This window comes from Giesbergeria giesbergeri, assembly GCF_054779375.1.
Map to the genome: position 1 here is coordinate 87,236 of NZ_BAAGYJ010000007.1, position 17,493 is coordinate 104,728.

Below are 17,493 nucleotides of genomic sequence, written 5' to 3' on the forward strand. Positions count from 1 at the left end.
AGAACAGGTCGGGGCAGTGGGGGGGCAGGTGCTGTCGTGACAGCGTGCCGCAGCCAGCGTTCAGGGGTTGAGCTGGATATGGAATGCCTTCACGATGGCGGCATTGCGTTCATAGTCTTGTTGTAGCGACTGGCCCAGTTCTTTGGGGGTTTGCGAGGGCACCGGCTCATAGCCCGCTTGCTGCATGCGCTCACGCACTTTGGCTGCGGTAGCTGCCTTGGTGAGGGTGGCGTGCATCCGCTCTACGGTGTCTGCGGGCACACTGCTGGCTACTACCACACCCAGCCAGTTAGAAAAGTTGAGGTCGGCAAAGCCTTGTTCTGACAGGGTAGGTACATCGGGCAGCAACGGCGAACGCGTTTTGCTGGCCACGCCGTAGGCTTGCAGCTTGCCCGCAGTGATCATGGCGCGCGAGGTGACGATGCCATCGAACATGATGGCGATCTGGCCGCCCATCACCTGACTCAGGGCTGGAGGGGAGCCTGCAAATGGAATATGTTGCAAATCCAACCCAGCTTTCTGGTTGAAGATCATGCCTGCATAGTGCGAGCTGGTACCAGAGCTGTAGGAGGCAAAACTGAGTTGGCCTGCATGGGTCTTGGCGTAGCTGATGAATCCCTTGAGAGTTTTGGGTTCCAGCGTGGGGGCGGCCACCATCACCATGCCTGTTTTGGCCACTGCGGCCACTGGCTTTACATCGCTCAGTGGCTTGAAGCTGGTGCGCATCACATGGGGGATTTCGGTCAGGATGTTGTTGGCAGTAAACATCACGGTCTGACCATCGGCGGCGGCACTCTTGAGCGCGTTGGCAGCAATGGCACCGCCGGCACCGGGTTTGTTGTCCACCACCACCGCTTTGCCCAGTTCTTGGCTGAGCTGGTCGGCCAGAATTCGGGCCATCACATCCATGCTGCCGCCTGCGGGGGCTGGAACCAGCATGGTCACGGGTTTGTCAGTCCAAGCATGGGCCAAGCTGCAACTCAAGGCCAGCAAGGGGGTGCCAAGGGTGGCGCACCAGAAACGGCGGCGAGTGGGCATGTGTGTCTCCTGATGTATGTTTATAGGTTCCAGACGGCAGTTCTGTGCTGACTGCTTGTCGGTAGCACATGGTAAAAAAGACCGGCCCCTGCTTGTTTGATAATCTGGGACATTCTTTGTTGAAATTGGGACATGAACCATGATCTCCACGATGCGTGTGGTGCGCAGTGCCAGTCTCAATGGTTATCTGGAGGTGGCCCAGTCCTGCGGGCTGGATGCCGCTGCAATGATGCGCCAGGTCGGCTTGCCCACCCGTTGCCTAGAAAACCCAGAAACGCTGGTGGCTGCCGAGGCGGTGCGTGAATTGTTGGAGCGCAGTGCCCAAGCTTGTGGCCGGGAAGATTTTGCACTGCGCATGGTGGTGCAGCGCAGTTTTGCCAGCTTGGGGCCCATCAGCTTGATTCTGAAAGATGAGCCTACGCCGCGCCAAGCACTCAACACCTTGTGCCGTTATCTGCGCTTGCTCAATGCGTTGCTGATCACCCATATTGACGAGACGGAGGACACCGTCACTATCCGTGAAGAGATGCTGGTGCAGCCCACGTTTTTGGCGCGGCAGGTCATGGAGTTGGCCGTGGGGGTGATGTTCCGCATTTTGCAAGAACTGCTGGGCGACCATTGGAAGCCGCTACAAGTGTGTTTTGCCCACCGGCCCCCACGCGACCCCAGTGGACATTCGGCCTTCTTTGGCCCGGTGGTGGCGTTTAACCAAGATTACAACGGTATTGTGTGCCGTGCCCAAGATTTGCTGCTTCCGCTGCACCGCAGTGATCCGGGCATTGCCCGGTTTGCACGCGACTATTTAGAGCGGGCATTGCACGACCGGGGGCACAGCGCCCGCGAGACGGTGTGCCATTTGATTGCCGCTTTGTTGCCAGGCGGGCGCTGTACGGCCCAGCAAGTAGCCGCCCACTTGCATGTGGACAGGCGCACCATCCACCGCCATCTGGCTAAGGAAGGGGTTTGCTTTTCTGAATTGCTCAATGAAGTGCGGGCCGAGCTGGCGCTGCGCCAGATTCGAGAAAATGGCTTGCCATTGACTGAAATTTCGGGCCTGTTAGGCTTTTCCAGTCCGAGTGCCTTTGCGCACTGGTTTCGCACCCAGTTCGGTTGCAGCGTCACCGTCTGGCGCAGCAGACAAGAGGCCGTTGGTGCTGGGGGGATGGCTCCGCCAGAGGATAGGGGCTAAGCCAAAACTGGTATGAAACCAACGGGTGAAGGCGCTGGGAGTGCTGTACCCCAGCAGCTCAGAGATGCGGGTTAGGCTGTAGTGTGGGTTGCGCAGGTAGCGTTGTGCCAACTCGCTACGCGCTTCGTGTAGCAATGTGCTGAAACTGGTGTGTTCGGCATCAAGTTGGCGCTGCAAGCTGCGCACACTCAGGCCCAGACTTTGCGCAACATGTTGGATATTGGCCCGGCCCATGGGCACCAACAAATAAATAGCTTTGCGCACCTCGTCCACCAGCGTGTTGGTTTCGATGCGTGGCAGAAACTCCAAAAACCGGCGGGCATATTCAGCCATGGCAGGCACGGCGGAGGCACGCGGTGCATCCAGATCGCGGGCATTGAACACAAAGCCATTGAATTCACTGCCAAATTCAAGACGGCAATCAAAAAAGCGCCGGTGCAGTGTCAGATCGTTGGGCGGGGAATGGGTGAAATTGACGCTGTTGGGTCGCCAGCCGTCGGTCAGTAAATTGCTGCACAGCCGAAACAGTACGCCAATGGCTAACTCGGTGGCCTGGCGTGAATGGATGCCCGCCACGATTTCTTGGCGCACGATGGCGGTTTGTCCTACCTCCTCAATTTGCATGGCCAGTGACTCATTGAGCAAATGGCGGTATTGCACGGTGGTGGCCAGTGCGGCCCGCAAGGTGGGCTGGTGGCTGATGAGCAGGCTAACCACACCAAAGTCGGCCAGTTGCCGTGCTTGGGCCATGCGCAAGCCAAAAGATTGACAACCCGACAGAGCCGCGGCTGCTTCCAGTAGCACCAAAGCCGAGCGTGAGGGGATGCGTTGGTCTGGGTTGTCCAGCAGGGCTTTGGTCAACCCTGCTTTTTGCAAGGCAGCCTGCGGTGGCAGGCCCACTTCGCGGGCGATATCGAAGAACTTGGTCAGTGCCGCTGAGCGGATCAGTGTGGCCATGGCATGAACTCTTGGTGTTTACCCGATTCTGGCACGAAATGCTAAATCTTGGGCATTGGATGCAAAGCGCCGCGGGCAGCCCATCCCTACAGTCTGACTCCACTGTCCTTGATATATGGAGACAAAGAAATGGCGTATGCAGTGCGGATGTACCAGGCCGGTGGCCCGGAAGTAATGCAGTATGAAGCGGTGCAAGTGGGTGATCCGAGGCCGGGTCAGGTGCGTTTGCGCCACGAAGCCGTGGGTCTGAACTATGCCGATACCTATTTCCGCAACGGCACCTACCCCATTCCTATGCCCAATGGCATTGGTGTGGAAGCTGCTGGGGTGGTGGAGGCCGTAGGGCCAGACGTTAGCCACGTAGCCGTGGGCGACCGCGTGACCTACACCGGCTTTCTGAATACGTTGGGTGCTTACAGCACCGAGCGTTTGGTGCCTGCCGCACCCCTGATCCACATTCCTGCGGGCATCAGCAGCGAGACCGCTGCCGCCATGACGATGCGTGGCCTCACCGCCGCCTATTTGATGCGCCGCATCTATCCGTTCCAGTCTGGCGATACGGTGCTGTTGCACGCGGCAGCCGGTGGCGTGGGGCTGATTGTGTCGCAATGGGCCAAATTGCTGGGCCTGACGGTGATTGGCACCGTCTCCAGTGAAGAAAAGGCCGCCGTAGCCAAGGCCCACGGCTGCGACCACACCATCAACTACAGCCATGAAGATGTGGCCCAGCGCGTGCGCGAACTGACCAATGGCGTGGGCGTGAATGTGGTGTTTGACAGCGTGGGCAAAAACACTTTTATGGCCTCGTTGGACTCGCTCAAGCGCCGGGGGCTAATGGTGTGTGTGGGCACAGCCTCGGGCACCATTCCACCGTTTGATCCGCAGATTCTGGCAATGAAAGGCTCGCTGTACATCACCCGTCCAGCCTTGGCCGACTACATCGCCGATCCTGCCGAAAAGGCCGAACTCGCCAACGAGATTTTTGGGCATGTGGCTGCCGGACGCATCCAGATCGAAATCAACCAACGTTATGCCTTGCAAGACGCCGTGCAGGCCCACCGAGATCTGGAAGCGCGCAAAACCACCGGATCTTCCATTTTTGTGATCTGAGTCTTTTACCAGGAGACATTCCTATGCGTATCGAACCGATGACCTGCGCCATTGGCGCAGAGTTGGTAGACGTCAACCTCGGCGATGCCGTGCGCGATGATGGGCTGTTCAAAGAGATCTACGCAGCCTTGTTGCAGCATAAGGTCTTGTTCTTGCGAGACCAAACGCTCGACAGGCTCTCGCGCCAAGACCACATGGCCTTTGCGCGGCGCCTGGGCCAGTTGGAAGACCATCCGATGGCCCCTAGCCACCCAGAAGCCCCCGGTTTGGTTCAGATCTACAAGAGCCCAGACAGCCCGATGGATCGCTACGAGAACGCCTGGCATACCGATGGCACCTGGCGCGAAACACCGGCCTTGGGCTGCGTGCTGCGCTGCATTGAATGCCCGCCCGTAGGGGGGGACACCATGTGGGCCAACATGGCATTGGCCTATGACAAGTTGCCCCAAGCCATCAAGGACGACATTGCCGACCTGTGGGCCAGCCACAGCTTCAATGCCTCGTTTGCCGCTGCCATGCCACAGGAAAAGCGACTGGCGATGAAGGCACAGTACCCCGATGCCGAGCATCCCGTGGTGCGTACCCATCCCGAAACGCGGGAAAAGGTGCTCTTTGTGAATGCCTTTACGACCCATTTTGTCAATTACCACACGGCCAAACGGGTGCGTTATGGACAGGACTACAACATGGCCGGTGGCGATTTGTTGCAATACCTTATTAACCAAGCCTTTAATCCAGAGTATCAAGTGCGTTGGCGCTGGAAGCCTTTCAGTATGGCAATTTGGGATAACCGTAGCACCCAGCATTATGCGGTGATGGATTACTCCCCTTGCCATCGCAAGATGGAGCGTGCAGCCATCATTGGTGATAAGCCTTTTTAATTTTCTTCCTTTCGTTATCCCTATTTTATTCAGGAGACATTTATGAACTTTCTCGACGGATCGCTGTTCCCAGAAAATCAGCAAAAATTGGTGATTACCGCAGCCCCCTATGGCCCTGAGTGGATGCCCGCTGACTTCCCGGAAGATATTCCTGTGAGCATGGAAGATCAGATTCAGAAGGCAGTGGATTGCTACAACGCTGGTGCCACCGTATTGCATGTGCATGTGCGTGAACTCGACGGCAAAGGCTCCAAACGTCTGTCCAAGTTCAATGAACTGCTGGCGGGCATTCGTGCCCGTGTGCCTGACATGATTTTGCAGGTGGGCGGCTCCATCTCGTTTGCGCCAGAAGGCGATGGTGCTGTGGCTAAATGGTTGTCAGACGACACCCGTCACATGCTGGCAGAGTTAGACCCTGCGCCCGACCAAGTGACCATTGCAATCAACACCAACCAGATGAATGTGGTCGAGCAAATGTGCCCCGCCGATGTGGCAGGCACCAGCTTGGGCACGCCAGAAGGCTACCGTGCTTACAGCGAGATGACCATTCCGGCAGGCCCAGCCTGGGTGGAGGAGCATATCCGCCGCCTGTCGGACAAGGGCATCCAGACCCATTTCCAATTGGCCAACATCACCCAACTGGAAACCGTGGAGCGCATGATGCGCCGGGGCGTGTGCAATGTGCCTCTGATCTTGACTTGGGTGGCGATTGGTGGTGGCTTTGATGCCCCCAACCTCTACAACCTGGCTAATTTTGTCCGTGCCGTGCCCGATGGTGCCGTTTTGACGCTGGAGACCTCCATGCTCAATGTGCTGCCGCTGAACATGATGGCAATGGCGATGGGTCTGCATGTGCGTTGTGGCATTGAAGACAACATCTGGACGCAAGACCGTTCACGCAAGATGACTTCGGTGGAGCAAATTGAGCAATTGGTGCGTATGGCGAAGGAGTGTGGTCGTCCAGTGGCTACAGCCAAAGAGGCCCGCGAGATCTACAAGATTGGCACCTTCTACAAGAACGCTGACGAGACCTTGGCGAAAAACGGTTTTGCCCCCAATCGCCAGCCAGGCCAAAAGGGCTTTACTGGTTATGTAGCCTAAAGAGGCATTTGCGGGAGGTGATGGCCTCCCGCATTGTTAGATCGAAGATAAAAATTGATGAAAGTGACCTGATCATTTATTTTTGAGACGGAAATAAATGATCAGGCCGAGAAGGCGACGAATAGTTTAGAAGCCACTGATGGATTGATAGTTCAAGGCTTTTGTTTTCTATTTGGGGTCGTCTGTTCATCTCAGGGGTGTTTTTAGAGTTATTTTGGCATGCTCTAATCATTCTCTGTTCATTCAAAGCGGCAACATTGCAATAAGACAGAACATGGCTGCATATACTATAACTACGGAGACTGAGATTCAGGAGCCAGCCGTTTCACGGGGCTATGCTTGGATCATTTTTGCCTTGACCTTTGGGTTAATGCTGTCAGATTACATGTCGCGGCAGGTGCTCAATGCCGTCTTTCCGCTGCTGAAGGCCGAGTGGGCATTGAGCGATACGCAGTTGGCATCGCTCAACAGCATTGTGGCCCTGCTGGTGGGCACGCTGACGTTCCCCCTGTCACTGATTGCCGATCGTTGGGGGCGGGTCAATAGCATCACGCTCATGGCCTTGCTCTGGAGTGTGGCTACGGCCGGGTGTGCGTTGGCGGCCAATTATGAGCAGATGTTTATCGCCCGTTTCTGTATTGGGGTGGGTGAGGCCGCTTATGGATCGGTGGGGCTGGCGGTGATTTTGGCCGCCTTTCCGGCCCGGATGCGCTCTTCCCTCACGGCCTCGTTCATGGCCGGTGGCCCCGTGGGGTCGGTACTTGGGATGGCCCTTGGCGGTGCCATTGCCAAGCAATTGGGTTGGCGTCCGGCCTTTGCGGCCATGGCTGGCTTTGGCTTGGTGCTGGTTGTTCTTTATATGCTCATCGTGCGTGAGAAAAAGCTGCGGCCTGCGTCGGCGGTGCAAGGCACTGAGCGCCAGGGCCCAACCCCATCGCGTCTGGGTGTCAAAGCGACTTTCATGGCTTTGGTCTCGAGCCGGTCGGTGTTGGCCGCCTACTTTGGCAGTGGCCTGCAACTTTTCATTTTTGGTGCAATTCTGGCCTGGCTGCCGAGTTACTTCAATCGTTTCTACCACTACGACGCCCAGAAGGCCGGTGTCACGGCTGCGGGTTTGTTGCTGGTGTTGTCGGTGGGGATGTCTGTTTGTGGTGCCATTACGGATCGGCTGTGTCGTAACCATCCCGAGCGCAAATGGACGATGGCCATCATTTACTCGGCACTGTCGGCCATGTTCTTGTTGTTGGCTTTCCAACAGCCCGTGGGCCCACAGCAAATGCTGCTGATGGCATTGGGCATGTTGACGGTGGCCTCCGTGACAGGCCCAGTGGGTGCAATGGTCGCCAATCTGACACATCCGTCGATTCATGCCACAGCCTTTGCCACCATGACGTTGGTCAACAACTTGGTGGGTTTTGCACCGGGCGCGTTTGTCACGGGCATGTTGTCTGACCACATGGGTAGTTTGCAGGTCGCCCTCTCTTACGTCCCCCTGATATCGATTGCTGCCGTGTTTGTTTTTGCCTATGGCAAGCGCCACTACACCAACGATCTACAGCGCATTCAGGCCATGCAGAAGTAAGCCTTTACCTCTTACAGACACTGAGAAAACCCATGAGTATTGCTACCACCGTTTTATTCGTTCCCGGTCTGCGCGACCATGTGGAGGAACATTGGCAGACCCTGTTGCAAAAAGAGATTCCTGGCGCCCGCTGTGTGCCACCGTTGGAGCACGACAAACTCAGCCGTGATGCCCGTGTAGATACCTTGCAAAAGGCGTTGGCCGCCATTGAGGGGCCGGTGGTCTTGGTGGCCCACAGTGCCGGCGTGATGATTACTGTTCAGTGGGCACAGAAGTACCACCGTTCCATTTTGGGCGCTTTGTTGGTGGCGCCTGCCGATGTTGAGTCTCCCATGCCCGCAGGCTACCCCACCGTGGCACAACTGGCGGCCAGTGGTTGGACGCCGATTCCCCGTAATCCCTTGCCTTTTCGCAGCGTGCTGGCTGCCAGTAGCAACGATCCCTTGTGTGCGTTGGAGCGCGCCCAAGGGTTTGCGAAGGACTGGGGTAGCCGTTTTGTGGAAGTAGGGGCACTGGGGCATATCAACCCAGCGTCTGGGTTTGGCCCTTGGCCGCAGGCGCTCACTTTGCTGGATGCTTTGGTTGCCGCCTGATGTTGTTGGCTCTTTTTTCCTTTGTTCTGGAGTTTTCCCATGTCTCGTGACGTTGTTGTTGTGAGCGCCGTCCGTACCGCCATTGGTACGTTTGGTGGCAGCCTCAAAGATATCCCCACCACCCAGCTGGGGGCATTGGTGGTCAAAGAGTCCTTGGCCCGTGCCCACACCGAAGGCAAGGATGTAGGCCATGTGGTGTTTGGTCATGTGGTCAACACCGAGCCACGCGATATGTACCTCTCGCGCGTGGCGGCCATCGAGGGCGGTTGTGCCGAAGGCACGCCTGCTTTTAACGTCAACCGCCTGTGTGGCTCTGGTTTGCAAGCCATCATTTCTGCCAGTCAGAGCATTTTGTTGGGGGATGCAGACATTGCCATTGGTGCGGGTGCAGAAAACATGAGCCGTGCTCCCTATGCCAGCCTGAATGCCCGCTGGGGTGCGCGCATGGGCGACACCCAGATGGTGGACATGATGATCAATGCACTGCACGATCCGTTCCACAAAATCCACATGGGCGTAACGGCTGAGAACATTGCTGCCCGATGGGGCATCTCGCGCGAAGAGCAAGATCGTTTGGCCGTGCAGAGCCACAATCGGGCGCAACGGGCCATCGAGGCGGGTTATTTCAAAGACCAGATTGTTCCGGTGATGCTCAAGAGCAAAAAGGGCGAGGTGGCCTTTGCCGTCGACGAGCATTTTCGTCCCCAGGCCACGATGGATGATTTAGCCAAGCTCAAGCCGGTGTTTCTCAAGGAAAACGGCACGGTCACAGCGGGCAATGCCTCGGGTATCAATGATGCGGCGGCGGCCGTGGTGCTGATGGAGGCCAAAACAGCACAGGCACGCGGTCTCAAGCCTTTGGCGCGGCTGGTGGCTTACGCACATGCCGGTGTCGACCCGAAATACATGGGTATTGGCCCAGTGCCTGCTACGCAATTGGCTTTGAACAAGGCGGGGCTGACCGTCAACGATCTGGACATCATCGAGGCCAATGAGGCGTTTGCGGCACAGGCTTGTGCCGTCAGCCGGGATTTGGGGCTAGACCCTGCCAAGGTGAACCCCAATGGTTCTGGCATCTCGTTGGGGCACCCGATTGGGGCCACGGGTGCGCTGATCACAGTCAAGGCAGTGCATGAGTTGCAACGTATCCAAGGCCGTTATGCGCTGGTGACGATGTGCATTGGTGGTGGGCAGGGCATTGCTGCCATCTTTGAACGGGTTTGATACCGAGCAGGCCTGCTGCTTTTGTGCAGGGCTGCTCGTGACGCCGCCCCGGCACTGGGGGCATGGGCACGGTGGCAACGCCCAGCGTGTACGCATGGTGCCCATAAGAATGCTGACCCACGGTTGGCGAGCACCGGCATCGGCAGTGCCCCGATGCCAGACATTACGAGGAGACACGATGAAATACAAACTGATTCCCGCCGCTGTGCTGGGGTTGCTGGCGGGCAGTGCTTTGGCACAGTCTTCCGTGACGCTCTATGGCACTTTGGATGGTGGTATTTTGAGCCAGAACAGTTCGGCACAGGGTTATTCCACCACTATCCCAGGCGCAACGGCAGATAAGGGCCATCTGACCAAGTTTCAGGACGGTGGCATTGGCGCAAGCAACTGGGGCATTCGGGGCAGTGAAGACCTTGGTGGGGGCTTGAAGGCGAATTTCCAGTTGCAGGGCAATATCAGTCTGGCCACGGGGGCATCCAACCCCATCAGTGGTGCAGTGGCTCCCCGTACCTCGGCGGCATTCAACCAAGTTGCCATGTTGGGCATGTCCGGTGGCTGGGGTGAAGTGAAGATGGGGCGTCAAATCAGCCCTCTGTACTATGCAGTGGCCTTTACGGACCCGCGCGAGGGGCGGTATTTCGGCAGTATTTTGGGTGCTATGGTGGGCATGAACAGCTCGGCGGGCTGGGCAGGCACCACCACCAATGTGCCGTTGTCCACGGTGTATGACGACAGCTCCGTGGTTTATACCTTGCCCAACATGGGCGGCGTCACCGTCAATTATCAGCATACCTTTGGCAATATCGACGGCAGCGCCCGTGCAGGCGCCCGTGATGCCATCACGATGCTTTACAACAACGGTGCGGGCCTGCGTCTGTCGGCGGTGTATTACAACGCAGCCGATAGCTACACCTTGCCCACCAATGCCACGGGCAAGGTCAATAACCGTGTGACCCATCTGGGGGCCAAATATGCATGGGGCCAGTTCAGCGTGGGGGCTGGTTTTATGAATGCCAAGAATCCCTCAGGCGTTCCCGCAGGGATGGGCGTGGTCAATGCGGCCAGTCCTGCCTTGGGCAGTACGGCAGGCAACAGCAATTACGACACCTGGAGTGTGGGTGTGGGCTATACCTTTTCGCCGGCCCTGCGTTTGCTCACTGGTTACTACCATATCAAAGACAAGAACAATAGTGCCAACCAGTCTGATCTGTTGGCCGTTGGTATGGATTACAGCTTGAGCAAGCGAACAACGGCTTATCTCCAAGCAGGCCATGTCAAGAACAAAGGGACGATGAACCAAGCGTTGGTGTATGGCACCCCTGTGGCCGCTGGCGTAACCACCACAGGCTACATGCTGGGTTTGCGCCACTCTTTTTAAGAGCACTGTGGTGTGATGGCCGTCCACTATCACCGTAGGCGAGACGGTGATGGTGGAGGATGACAGGCAAACCCTGCAGCGAGGTGGGCGCTGTGGCCGGTTTGCCTGTTTTTTTGCGTGGGCGGTATCAGGCCGCGCCAATGTTTGGCACCAGCCCTGCCGTGGGCTGGCCGCTCTTGAGTGCCGCCGTAAAGGCCAGCATCCGGTCAATGGGCAGGCGCGCGCGTGGGATCAAGGCGGGGTCTACCTCAATGGCATTGCTGCTGTTCTCTAGCACCTGCACCACCCCTGCCAAACTGTTCATGGCCATCCAAGGGCAATGGGCGCAGCTTTTGCAGGTGGCACTGTTGCCTGCCGTGGGCGCTTCGTAGAAGACCTTGCCGGGGTTGAGTGTGCGCAGCTTGTGCATCATGCCGTTGTCGGTGGCTACGATGAACTCTTGGGCGTCCATCGTTTTGGCCGCGTGCAAGATCGCCGAAGTCGAGCCTACGGCATCGGCCAGGGCCACCACTTCGGCGGGTGACTCGGGATGCACCAGTATTTTGGCTTGGGGGTGTTGTTGTTTCAGGTCTTGCAGTTCAAATGCCTTGAACTCGTCGTGGACGATGCAGGCGCCATTCCAGAACACCATGTCGGCACCGGTTTCTCGGCGGATGTAGTCGCCCAGATGGCGATCAGGGGCCCACAGAATCTTGTGGCCCTGTGCCTTGAGTTCGCGCACGATGTCGAGCGCACAGCTTGAGGTGACTAGCCAGTCGGAGCGGGCTTTGACGGCGGCGCTGGTGTTGGCGTAGACCACCACGGTGCGGTCGGGGTGGGCATCACAAAAGGCGCTGAACTCGTCTACCGGGCAGCCCAAATCGAGTGAGCAGGTGGCATCCAGATCGGGCATCAGGATGGTTTTTTCGGGCGACAAGATCTTGGCGGTCTCGCCCATGAAGCGTACGCCCGATACCACCAGCGTTTGCGCGGCATGGTCGCGGCCAAAGCGGGCCATTTCCAGCGAGTCGCTGACGATGCCGCCGGTCTCTTCGGCCAAGTCTTGCAGATCGGGGTGTACATAGTAGTGCGACACCATCACCGCATTCTTTTCTTTAAGCAGGCGGCGGATTTTGTCTTTCAGTGCAGCGCGCTCTGCTGCTGCTGGCTCGGCGGGCACCCGCGCCCAAGCATGTTTGGTGGCACAGACAGCACCTTCGGTGGGTTGCTCGTATTCAACGTCTTTAAGGGCTTGGGCGGTGGTCATGCAAGCTCCTGCAAACGCATAGAAAAATCAATAGCCTTGACATCTTTGGTCAGGCCGCCAATGGAGATGCGGTCAACGCCAGTCTCGGCCAGTGCGCGCAGGCTCTCTAGGGTAACGCCGCCAGAGATTTCTAAGATGGCCCGGCCAGCATTGAGGCGCACCGCCTCGTGCAATTGGGTGGGGGGCATATTGTCCAGCAGTACCATTTGCGCCCCTGCCGCCAAGGCTTCTTCGAGTTGCGCCAAGGTTTCTACTTCGATCTCGATAAATTGAGCCCGTGCCGCCACCTGCTGTGTAGCGCGCAACACAGCAGTGACGCCACCGGCGGCCGCAATGTGGTTTTCCTTGATCAGCACGGCATCATGCAGGCCAATGCGGTGGTTGGTGCCACCCCCCACCCGCACCGCATATTTTTGTGCCAGCCGTAGGCCCGGAATGGTTTTGCGCGTATCCACAATGTGTGCGCGGGTGCCCTGCACGGCCTCTACATAGGTGGCCGTCTTGGTGGCTACAGCCGACAGCAGTTGCAGAAAGTTGAGGGCGGTACGCTCGGCGCTGAGCAGAGCGCGGGCGTAGCCCTCGAATTCCAGCACCACAGTATCGGGGGCGCAACGTTGGCCTTCAGCCACGCACCAGTGCAGTTGTACGGTAGGGTCGAGCGCACGAAAAGCGGCCTCGGCCCACGGGGCGCCACAAATCACGGCGGCTTCACGGGCCAGAATACGGCCACGGCTGCGGCGCTCGGCAGGCACCAAGGCGGCGGTCAGGTCTCCGGTGCCTACATCTTCCTGCAAGGCCCGGGCTACATCCAGCAAAACTTGGCTGTGCAGCACTTGGCGGGTTTCATCGTTGAGGTATGTCATGGCCGCCAAGCATAGCGGCTTTGTCGCCTATGCTGTGCCTATGACACCGCAGGGGGCTACACTGCGCGCCTTTCATGGACTTTGCGAGTTGGCCCCTGATGACACACACCGCCATGCCTGCTTCTACCACTGCCACACCTTATGGCACCTTACCTCCCGCCTCGCCGCTGCCCCAGCGCCGCCCGGTGAGCTTGCCACGCCTGCAACAGATGCGCGAGGCTGGTGACAAAATCACCATGCTGACTGCCTACGATGCCACCTTTGCCGCCGTGGCTGACGCAGCAGGCGTGGAGTGCCTGCTGGTGGGTGATTCGCTTGGCATGGTGTGCCAGGGGCTGGCCAGCACCGTGGGCGTGACGCTAGAGACCATGATCTACCACACCGACAGCGTGGCCCGTGGTTTGCGCCGCGTACAAGGCACGGCCTGGGTGGTGAGCGATTTGCCCTTTGGCAGCTACCACGAATCCAAAGAGCAGGCCATGCGCAGCGCCTCGGCGCTGATGCATGCGGGTGCCCACATGGTCAAACTCGAAGGCGGTGGCTGGACGACCGAAACCGTACGCTTTTTGGTAGAGCGTGGCATTCCGGTTTGTGCCCATCTGGGTTTGACACCCCAGACGGTGCATGCGCTGGGTGGCTACCGGGTGCAGGGCAAAAGCGAGCAAGCTGCCCAAACCTTGCGTCGCCATGCCCACGAATTGCAGGATGCAGGTGCCACCATGGTGGTGCTGGAGATGGTGCCTGCCGAGTTGGCGACCGAACTGACGCAAGAACTCACGCATTGCCACACCATTGGCATTGGTGCTGGCAATGGCACAGCCGGGCAGGTGCTGGTGTTGCACGACATGTTGGGCATGAACTTGGGCAAGATGGCTAAGTTTGTACACAACTTTATGCAAGACGCGGGCAGCGTGCGTGGCGCGATGGAGGCCTATGTGCGCGCCGTGAAGGCAGGCGCTTTTCCAGATAACGCGCTGCACGCCTGGTAGTGCTGGGCGCGCGCCAGCGCAGGGCGGTTACAGGCGGAACTGCCCCACCATGCTGGAGAGCTTTTGCGCTTGCTCGTTCATAGAATGGGCCGCGGCCGCCGACTCATCCACCAGCGCCGCATTTTGTTGCGTCATTTGGTCGAGTTCGTTCACGGCGGTCTGTACCTGCCCGATGCCGTCACGCTGCGATTGCGCCATGGCTGCAATTTCGGCAATCAACTGGCTGACTTGTTGCACCCCTTGCACCATTTCGCGCATCACGTCGCCCGATTGCGCCACCAGTGAGGCACCGGCGGCCACAGTGCTTTCGGATGCCTGAATCAATTCTTTGATTTCCTTGGCCGATTGGGCGCTGCGCTGTGCCAGGGTGCGCACTTCTGAGGCCACCACGGCAAAGCCTCGGCCTTGTTCACCGGCGCGGGCCGCTTCCACGGCTGCATTCAAGGCCAGAATGTTGGTCTGGAAGGCAATCCCATCGATGATGCCCACAATGTCCCCGATGTGTTTGGAGTGGTCGGTGATTTGCGACATATTCGCTGCCACCTTGGCGACCACATCGCCACCCAGATTGGCCGAGCTGGACACGGTTTGCGCCAGCCGCGCCGCTTGTTGGGCCGAATCTGTGGACTGGATGACAGTGCGGGTTAGCTCATCAATGGCCGTGGCCATCTCTTGCAGGTTGGTGGCCGTTTGTTCGGTGCGGTGGCTCAGGTCAAGGTTGCCTTGGGCAATTTCGGTGGAGGCCCCTGTGACAGATTGCGTACCGGCACGCACTTGGGCTACCAGCTCCCGCAGTCGGCCATTCATGGTGCCAACGGCATTCATCAATTGGCCGATTTCATCCGACCGATTGGATTCTAGGTGGGCGCTCAAATCGCCTTGGGCAATGGTTTGTGCCACTTCTACGGTGCGCGCCAGTGGCGTGGTAATGCCGCGCACAATCCACCACGCTGCCAGCAGACTCAGGCACAGCACGATGGCAATGGCCGAGGTGCCTAGCAGCCGAGCGGTTTGCACGGCCTGCAAGCCCTCGGTGCGGGCTTGATCGCGCAGGGCTTCTTGGATGGTGATAAATTTCTTTAACGATTCCAAATAGTCGTTGCTGATGGGCATCAGGCGGCTCGTGGCCAGCGTGCGTGCTTCATCAAACTTTTGTTCTTTTTTCAGGGTGTTGATTTGGGCCACCATGGCCAAGATGGGTTGGCGAAAGGCATTGACATCGGCCAGCGCCTGCTTGGCCTGTGCATTTTCGGTTTCTGCTTCAATGCGCTTGTGTACCTGCCCAATGTCGGCGATGGTGGCCTTGATCAGGCTGCCGAAAGTCTGGCCTACGTTTTCGTCTGAGCTGACCGCAATGGCAACCACACGTTGCAGGTTGTTGCCGATCAGCCCTTTCCACTCCAAGGCCAGCTTAATGCCAGACTCGTATTGGGCCACGCTGCTCATGGTGTGGTGCAGTGCCCGTCCTACCGATGCTTCCATCAGCCCTACTGCCACCGACAGGGACAGCAATATGGCAATGATCAAACCGATGAGCTTGGCTTTGATAGAGGTGAGTTGAAATGCACCCATGATGTGTTGTCCCCCCTTAACACGTAAAATTCTTTTCCTAGGCGTGGCAACGCGTCTGCCCTTGCAATACAACCGCACCCTGCCGGTGCGGCAAGCGTACCATGCTGTATGGAAGGCTAGAAGCCAACACGTAGGTTGGACACAGCCCGATTTTCAGCCCTTGTTTTATGCACATCGTCCACACCATTCCCGAGTTGCGTGCCGCTTTGGCATCCAGCCGCCAACCCGCTTTTGTTCCCACCATGGGCAATTTGCACGAGGGCCATATCTCTCTGGTACGCCAGGCCAAGCCATTGGGCGATGCCATGGTGGTCAGTATTTTTGTCAATCGGCTGCAATTTTTGCCACATGAGGACTTTGACAGCTACCCGCGCACCTGGGAGGCCGATTGTGCCAAGCTGCAAGCGGCTGGCTGTGATGTGCTGTTTGCACCGCGCGAGGCGGATTTGTATCCCGAGCCGCAAACTTTCAAGGTACAACCCGACCCACAGCTGGCCGACATTCTGGAGGGGCAGTTCCGTCCCGGCTTTTTCACTGGCGTTTGCACGGTGGTGATGAAGCTCTTTAGTGCGGTGTTTGCGGGCAAGCCCCAGGGCGTGGCGGTGTTTGGTCAGAAAGACTACCAGCAGTGGCTGGTGCTGCGGCGCATGGTGCAGCAGTTTGCGCTGCCCATCGAGATCGTGCCCGGCCAAACCCAGCGCGCTGCCGATGCTTTGGCTCTGAGTTCACGCAATGGCTACCTGAGCGAGGCTGAACGGGCCGAGGCCGTGCAGCTTTCGTTGGCCCTGCGGGCTTTGGCACACGCTGCCTTGGCCGCCGCCGACACCTTGCCCCAGCAATGGCAAGCATTGGAGGCGCAGGCCATGCAAGCCTTGCAGGCGCGAGGCTGGCAGCCCGACTACCTCACGGTGCGCCGCCGCAGCGATTTGCTCCCGCCCCAGACTGGGGATGGCAGTGGTGCGCTGGTGGTGTTGGGGGCCGCCCGTTTGGGCAGCACCCGCCTGATTGACAATTTCGAGATCTGAGCGTGCCCAGGATGATGGCTGTGCCAGTGGGTGCATGGTGACCTCTGCCCCACGCCCGTTTGCTCGGCGCCGTGGCGGGCCGCCACCACGGCGGTTGCCCCGGTCTGCACCTGTTCAGCCCCGCCTGCTGTTGCTCAACAAACCCTTTGATGTGTTAACCCAGTTCAGTGGTGGCGAGGGCCGCGCTACCCTGAAAGATTGGGTGGATGTGCCTGGTGTTTATCCGGCAGGCCGTTTGGATCGAGACAGCGAGGGCTTGCTTTTGCTGACCAATGATGGTGCCTTACAGGCCCGCATTGCCGACCCTCGGCACAAATTGGCAAAAACCTATTGGGTGCAGGTAGAAGGCATCCCTACCGAGGCGCAATTGCAACAACTGTGCAGCGGAGTGTTGTTGAACGATGGCCTCACATTGCCTGCCCAAGTGCGCAGCCTAGAGCCTCCTACATTGTGGGAGCGTAACCCCCCGGTGCGGTTTCGCCAGCATATTCCTACGGCTTGGTTGGAGTTGGTGATTCGCGAGGGTCGTAATCGGCAGGTGCGCCGCATGACGGCAGCGGTGGGTTTGCCTACATTGCGCTTGGTGCGTGTGCGCATTGGCCCGTGGGCATTGGATGGGCTAGAGCCGGGCCAGTGGCGTGAAGTGCCCGCTGTGTTGGCACCTGCCCCAGAGTAAGCACCGTTTGGAGCTGGGTGGCCCGAGACGGGGTATGGGTATTGGAGTGCCGCTAAAAATGTAAATGAT

The 17,493-nt window shown here is 58.4% G+C and carries 15 protein-coding genes and 1 pseudogene; 11 read left to right on the forward strand and 5 right to left on the reverse strand.

Going from position 1 to position 17,493, the window contains the following annotated elements:
• Nucleotides 1–60: 60 nt before the first annotated feature.
• A complete protein-coding gene (locus ACYVB2_RS11920; RefSeq protein WP_382433215.1) occupies nt 61–1,038 on the reverse strand; it encodes a Bug family tripartite tricarboxylate transporter substrate binding protein in 978 nt (325 codons plus the stop codon).
• A gap of 139 nt (nt 1,039–1,177) precedes the next feature.
• Here ACYVB2_RS11920 and ACYVB2_RS11925 point away from each other — a divergent pair, with 139 nt between their 5' ends.
• Complete coding sequence (locus ACYVB2_RS11925; protein ID WP_382433217.1) at nt 1,178–2,227, forward strand: AraC family transcriptional regulator; 1,050 nt, start codon at nt 1,178–1,180, stop codon at nt 2,225–2,227.
• A gap of 39 nt (nt 2,228–2,266) precedes the next feature.
• Here the strand turns inward: ACYVB2_RS11925 and ACYVB2_RS11930 are convergent.
• Nucleotides 2,267–3,184: pseudogene (locus ACYVB2_RS11930) on the reverse strand (AraC family transcriptional regulator); the annotation flags it as partial.
• A 129-nt stretch (nt 3,185–3,313) separates the two neighbouring features.
• Here ACYVB2_RS11930 and ACYVB2_RS11935 point away from each other — a divergent pair.
• The 7 genes from ACYVB2_RS11935 to ACYVB2_RS11965 all read left to right on the forward strand — a co-directional run bounded on the left by ACYVB2_RS11935 (nt 3,314) and on the right by ACYVB2_RS11965 (nt 11,053).
• The gene (locus tag ACYVB2_RS11935) at nt 3,314–4,294 is read left to right on the forward strand and encodes a quinone oxidoreductase family protein (protein WP_382433219.1); all 981 of its coding nucleotides are present in this window, start codon (nt 3,314–3,316) and stop codon (nt 4,292–4,294) included.
• A gap of 23 nt (nt 4,295–4,317) precedes the next feature.
• Nucleotides 4,318–5,175, forward strand: coding sequence for a TauD/TfdA dioxygenase family protein (locus tag ACYVB2_RS11940; RefSeq protein WP_382433221.1), 858 nt, complete (start codon nt 4,318–4,320; stop codon nt 5,173–5,175).
• Between the two features lie 42 nt (nt 5,176–5,217).
• Nucleotides 5,218–6,276 carry a beta-keto acid cleavage family enzyme gene (locus tag ACYVB2_RS11945; RefSeq protein ID WP_382433223.1) on the forward strand — a complete coding sequence of 353 codons (1,059 nt, stop codon included), beginning with the start codon at nt 5,218–5,220 and terminating at the stop codon, nt 6,274–6,276.
• A 274-nt stretch (nt 6,277–6,550) separates the two neighbouring features.
• Nucleotides 6,551–7,858, forward strand: coding sequence for an MFS transporter (locus tag ACYVB2_RS11950; protein ID WP_382433225.1), 1,308 nt, complete (start codon nt 6,551–6,553; stop codon nt 7,856–7,858).
• Nucleotides 7,859–7,890: 32 nt separating this feature from the next.
• On the forward strand, nt 7,891–8,451 hold the full coding sequence (locus tag ACYVB2_RS11955) for an RBBP9/YdeN family alpha/beta hydrolase (RefSeq protein ID WP_382433227.1): 561 nt from the start codon (nt 7,891–7,893) through the stop codon (nt 8,449–8,451).
• A gap of 39 nt (nt 8,452–8,490) precedes the next feature.
• The gene (gene bktB / locus ACYVB2_RS11960) at nt 8,491–9,675 is read left to right on the forward strand and encodes a beta-ketothiolase BktB (protein WP_382433229.1); all 1,185 of its coding nucleotides are present in this window, start codon (nt 8,491–8,493) and stop codon (nt 9,673–9,675) included.
• A 178-nt stretch (nt 9,676–9,853) separates the two neighbouring features.
• Nucleotides 9,854–11,053, forward strand: coding sequence for a porin (locus ACYVB2_RS11965; protein WP_382433231.1), 1,200 nt, complete (start codon nt 9,854–9,856; stop codon nt 11,051–11,053).
• A gap of 127 nt (nt 11,054–11,180) precedes the next feature.
• Here the strand turns inward: ACYVB2_RS11965 and nadA are convergent, their stop codons facing one another.
• Entirely contained in the window at nt 11,181–12,299 is a 1,119-nt protein-coding gene (gene nadA / locus ACYVB2_RS11970; protein ID WP_382433233.1) for a quinolinate synthase NadA, read from the reverse strand.
• Nucleotides 12,296–13,162, reverse strand: coding sequence for a carboxylating nicotinate-nucleotide diphosphorylase (gene nadC / locus ACYVB2_RS11975; RefSeq protein WP_382433235.1), 867 nt, complete (start codon nt 13,160–13,162; stop codon nt 12,296–12,298). Before nadC ends, nadA begins: the two co-directional genes overlap by 4 nt.
• Before the next feature lie 113 nt (nt 13,163–13,275).
• Between nadC and panB the strand changes: the two genes are divergently transcribed.
• On the forward strand, nt 13,276–14,151 hold the full coding sequence (panB, locus tag ACYVB2_RS11980; protein WP_382433238.1) for a 3-methyl-2-oxobutanoate hydroxymethyltransferase: 876 nt from the start codon (nt 13,276–13,278) through the stop codon (nt 14,149–14,151).
• 27 nt (nt 14,152–14,178) lie between these two features.
• Here the strand turns inward: panB and ACYVB2_RS11985 are convergent, their stop codons facing one another.
• Nucleotides 14,179–15,723: a methyl-accepting chemotaxis protein gene (locus ACYVB2_RS11985; RefSeq protein ID WP_382433240.1), complete on the reverse strand. Its 1,545-nt coding sequence runs from the start codon at nt 15,721–15,723 to the stop codon at nt 14,179–14,181.
• 167 nt (nt 15,724–15,890) lie between these two features.
• Between ACYVB2_RS11985 and panC the strand changes: the two genes are divergently transcribed.
• Nucleotides 15,891–16,748, forward strand: a complete 858-nt coding sequence (gene panC / locus ACYVB2_RS11990; RefSeq protein WP_382433242.1) for a pantoate--beta-alanine ligase — start codon at nt 15,891–15,893, stop codon at nt 16,746–16,748.
• A 34-nt stretch (nt 16,749–16,782) separates the two neighbouring features.
• Nucleotides 16,783–17,424 (forward strand): pseudouridine synthase, encoded by a 642-nt coding sequence (locus ACYVB2_RS11995; RefSeq protein ID WP_382433244.1) that lies wholly within the window; start codon nt 16,783–16,785, stop codon nt 17,422–17,424.
• Nucleotides 17,425–17,493 lie beyond the last annotated feature (69 nt).

Excerpts from the sequence above, each read along its gene's own strand:
- ACYVB2_RS11920 (WP_382433215.1), bottom strand. The coding sequence starts at position 1,038 with ATGCCCACTCGCCGCCGTTTCTGGTGCGCCACCCTTGGCACCCCCTTG.
- ACYVB2_RS11925 (WP_382433217.1), top strand. The coding sequence starts at position 1,178 with ATGATCTCCACGATGCGTGTGGTGCGCAGTGCCAGTCTCAATGGTTAT.
- ACYVB2_RS11935 (WP_382433219.1), top strand. The coding sequence starts at position 3,314 with ATGGCGTATGCAGTGCGGATGTACCAGGCCGGTGGCCCGGAAGTAATG.
- ACYVB2_RS11940 (WP_382433221.1), top strand. The coding sequence starts at position 4,318 with ATGCGTATCGAACCGATGACCTGCGCCATTGGCGCAGAGTTGGTAGAC.
- ACYVB2_RS11945 (WP_382433223.1), top strand. The coding sequence starts at position 5,218 with ATGAACTTTCTCGACGGATCGCTGTTCCCAGAAAATCAGCAAAAATTG.
- ACYVB2_RS11950 (WP_382433225.1), top strand. The coding sequence starts at position 6,551 with ATGGCTGCATATACTATAACTACGGAGACTGAGATTCAGGAGCCAGCC.
- ACYVB2_RS11955 (WP_382433227.1), top strand. The coding sequence starts at position 7,891 with ATGAGTATTGCTACCACCGTTTTATTCGTTCCCGGTCTGCGCGACCAT.
- bktB (WP_382433229.1), top strand. The coding sequence starts at position 8,491 with ATGTCTCGTGACGTTGTTGTTGTGAGCGCCGTCCGTACCGCCATTGGT.
- ACYVB2_RS11965 (WP_382433231.1), top strand. The coding sequence starts at position 9,854 with ATGAAATACAAACTGATTCCCGCCGCTGTGCTGGGGTTGCTGGCGGGC.
- nadA (WP_382433233.1), bottom strand. The coding sequence starts at position 12,299 with ATGACCACCGCCCAAGCCCTTAAAGACGTTGAATACGAGCAACCCACC.
- nadC (WP_382433235.1), bottom strand. The coding sequence starts at position 13,162 with ATGACATACCTCAACGATGAAACCCGCCAAGTGCTGCACAGCCAAGTT.
- panB (WP_382433238.1), top strand. The coding sequence starts at position 13,276 with ATGCCTGCTTCTACCACTGCCACACCTTATGGCACCTTACCTCCCGCC.
- ACYVB2_RS11985 (WP_382433240.1), bottom strand. The coding sequence starts at position 15,723 with ATGGGTGCATTTCAACTCACCTCTATCAAAGCCAAGCTCATCGGTTTG.
- panC (WP_382433242.1), top strand. The coding sequence starts at position 15,891 with ATGCACATCGTCCACACCATTCCCGAGTTGCGTGCCGCTTTGGCATCC.
- ACYVB2_RS11995 (WP_382433244.1), top strand. The coding sequence starts at position 16,783 with ATGGTGACCTCTGCCCCACGCCCGTTTGCTCGGCGCCGTGGCGGGCCG.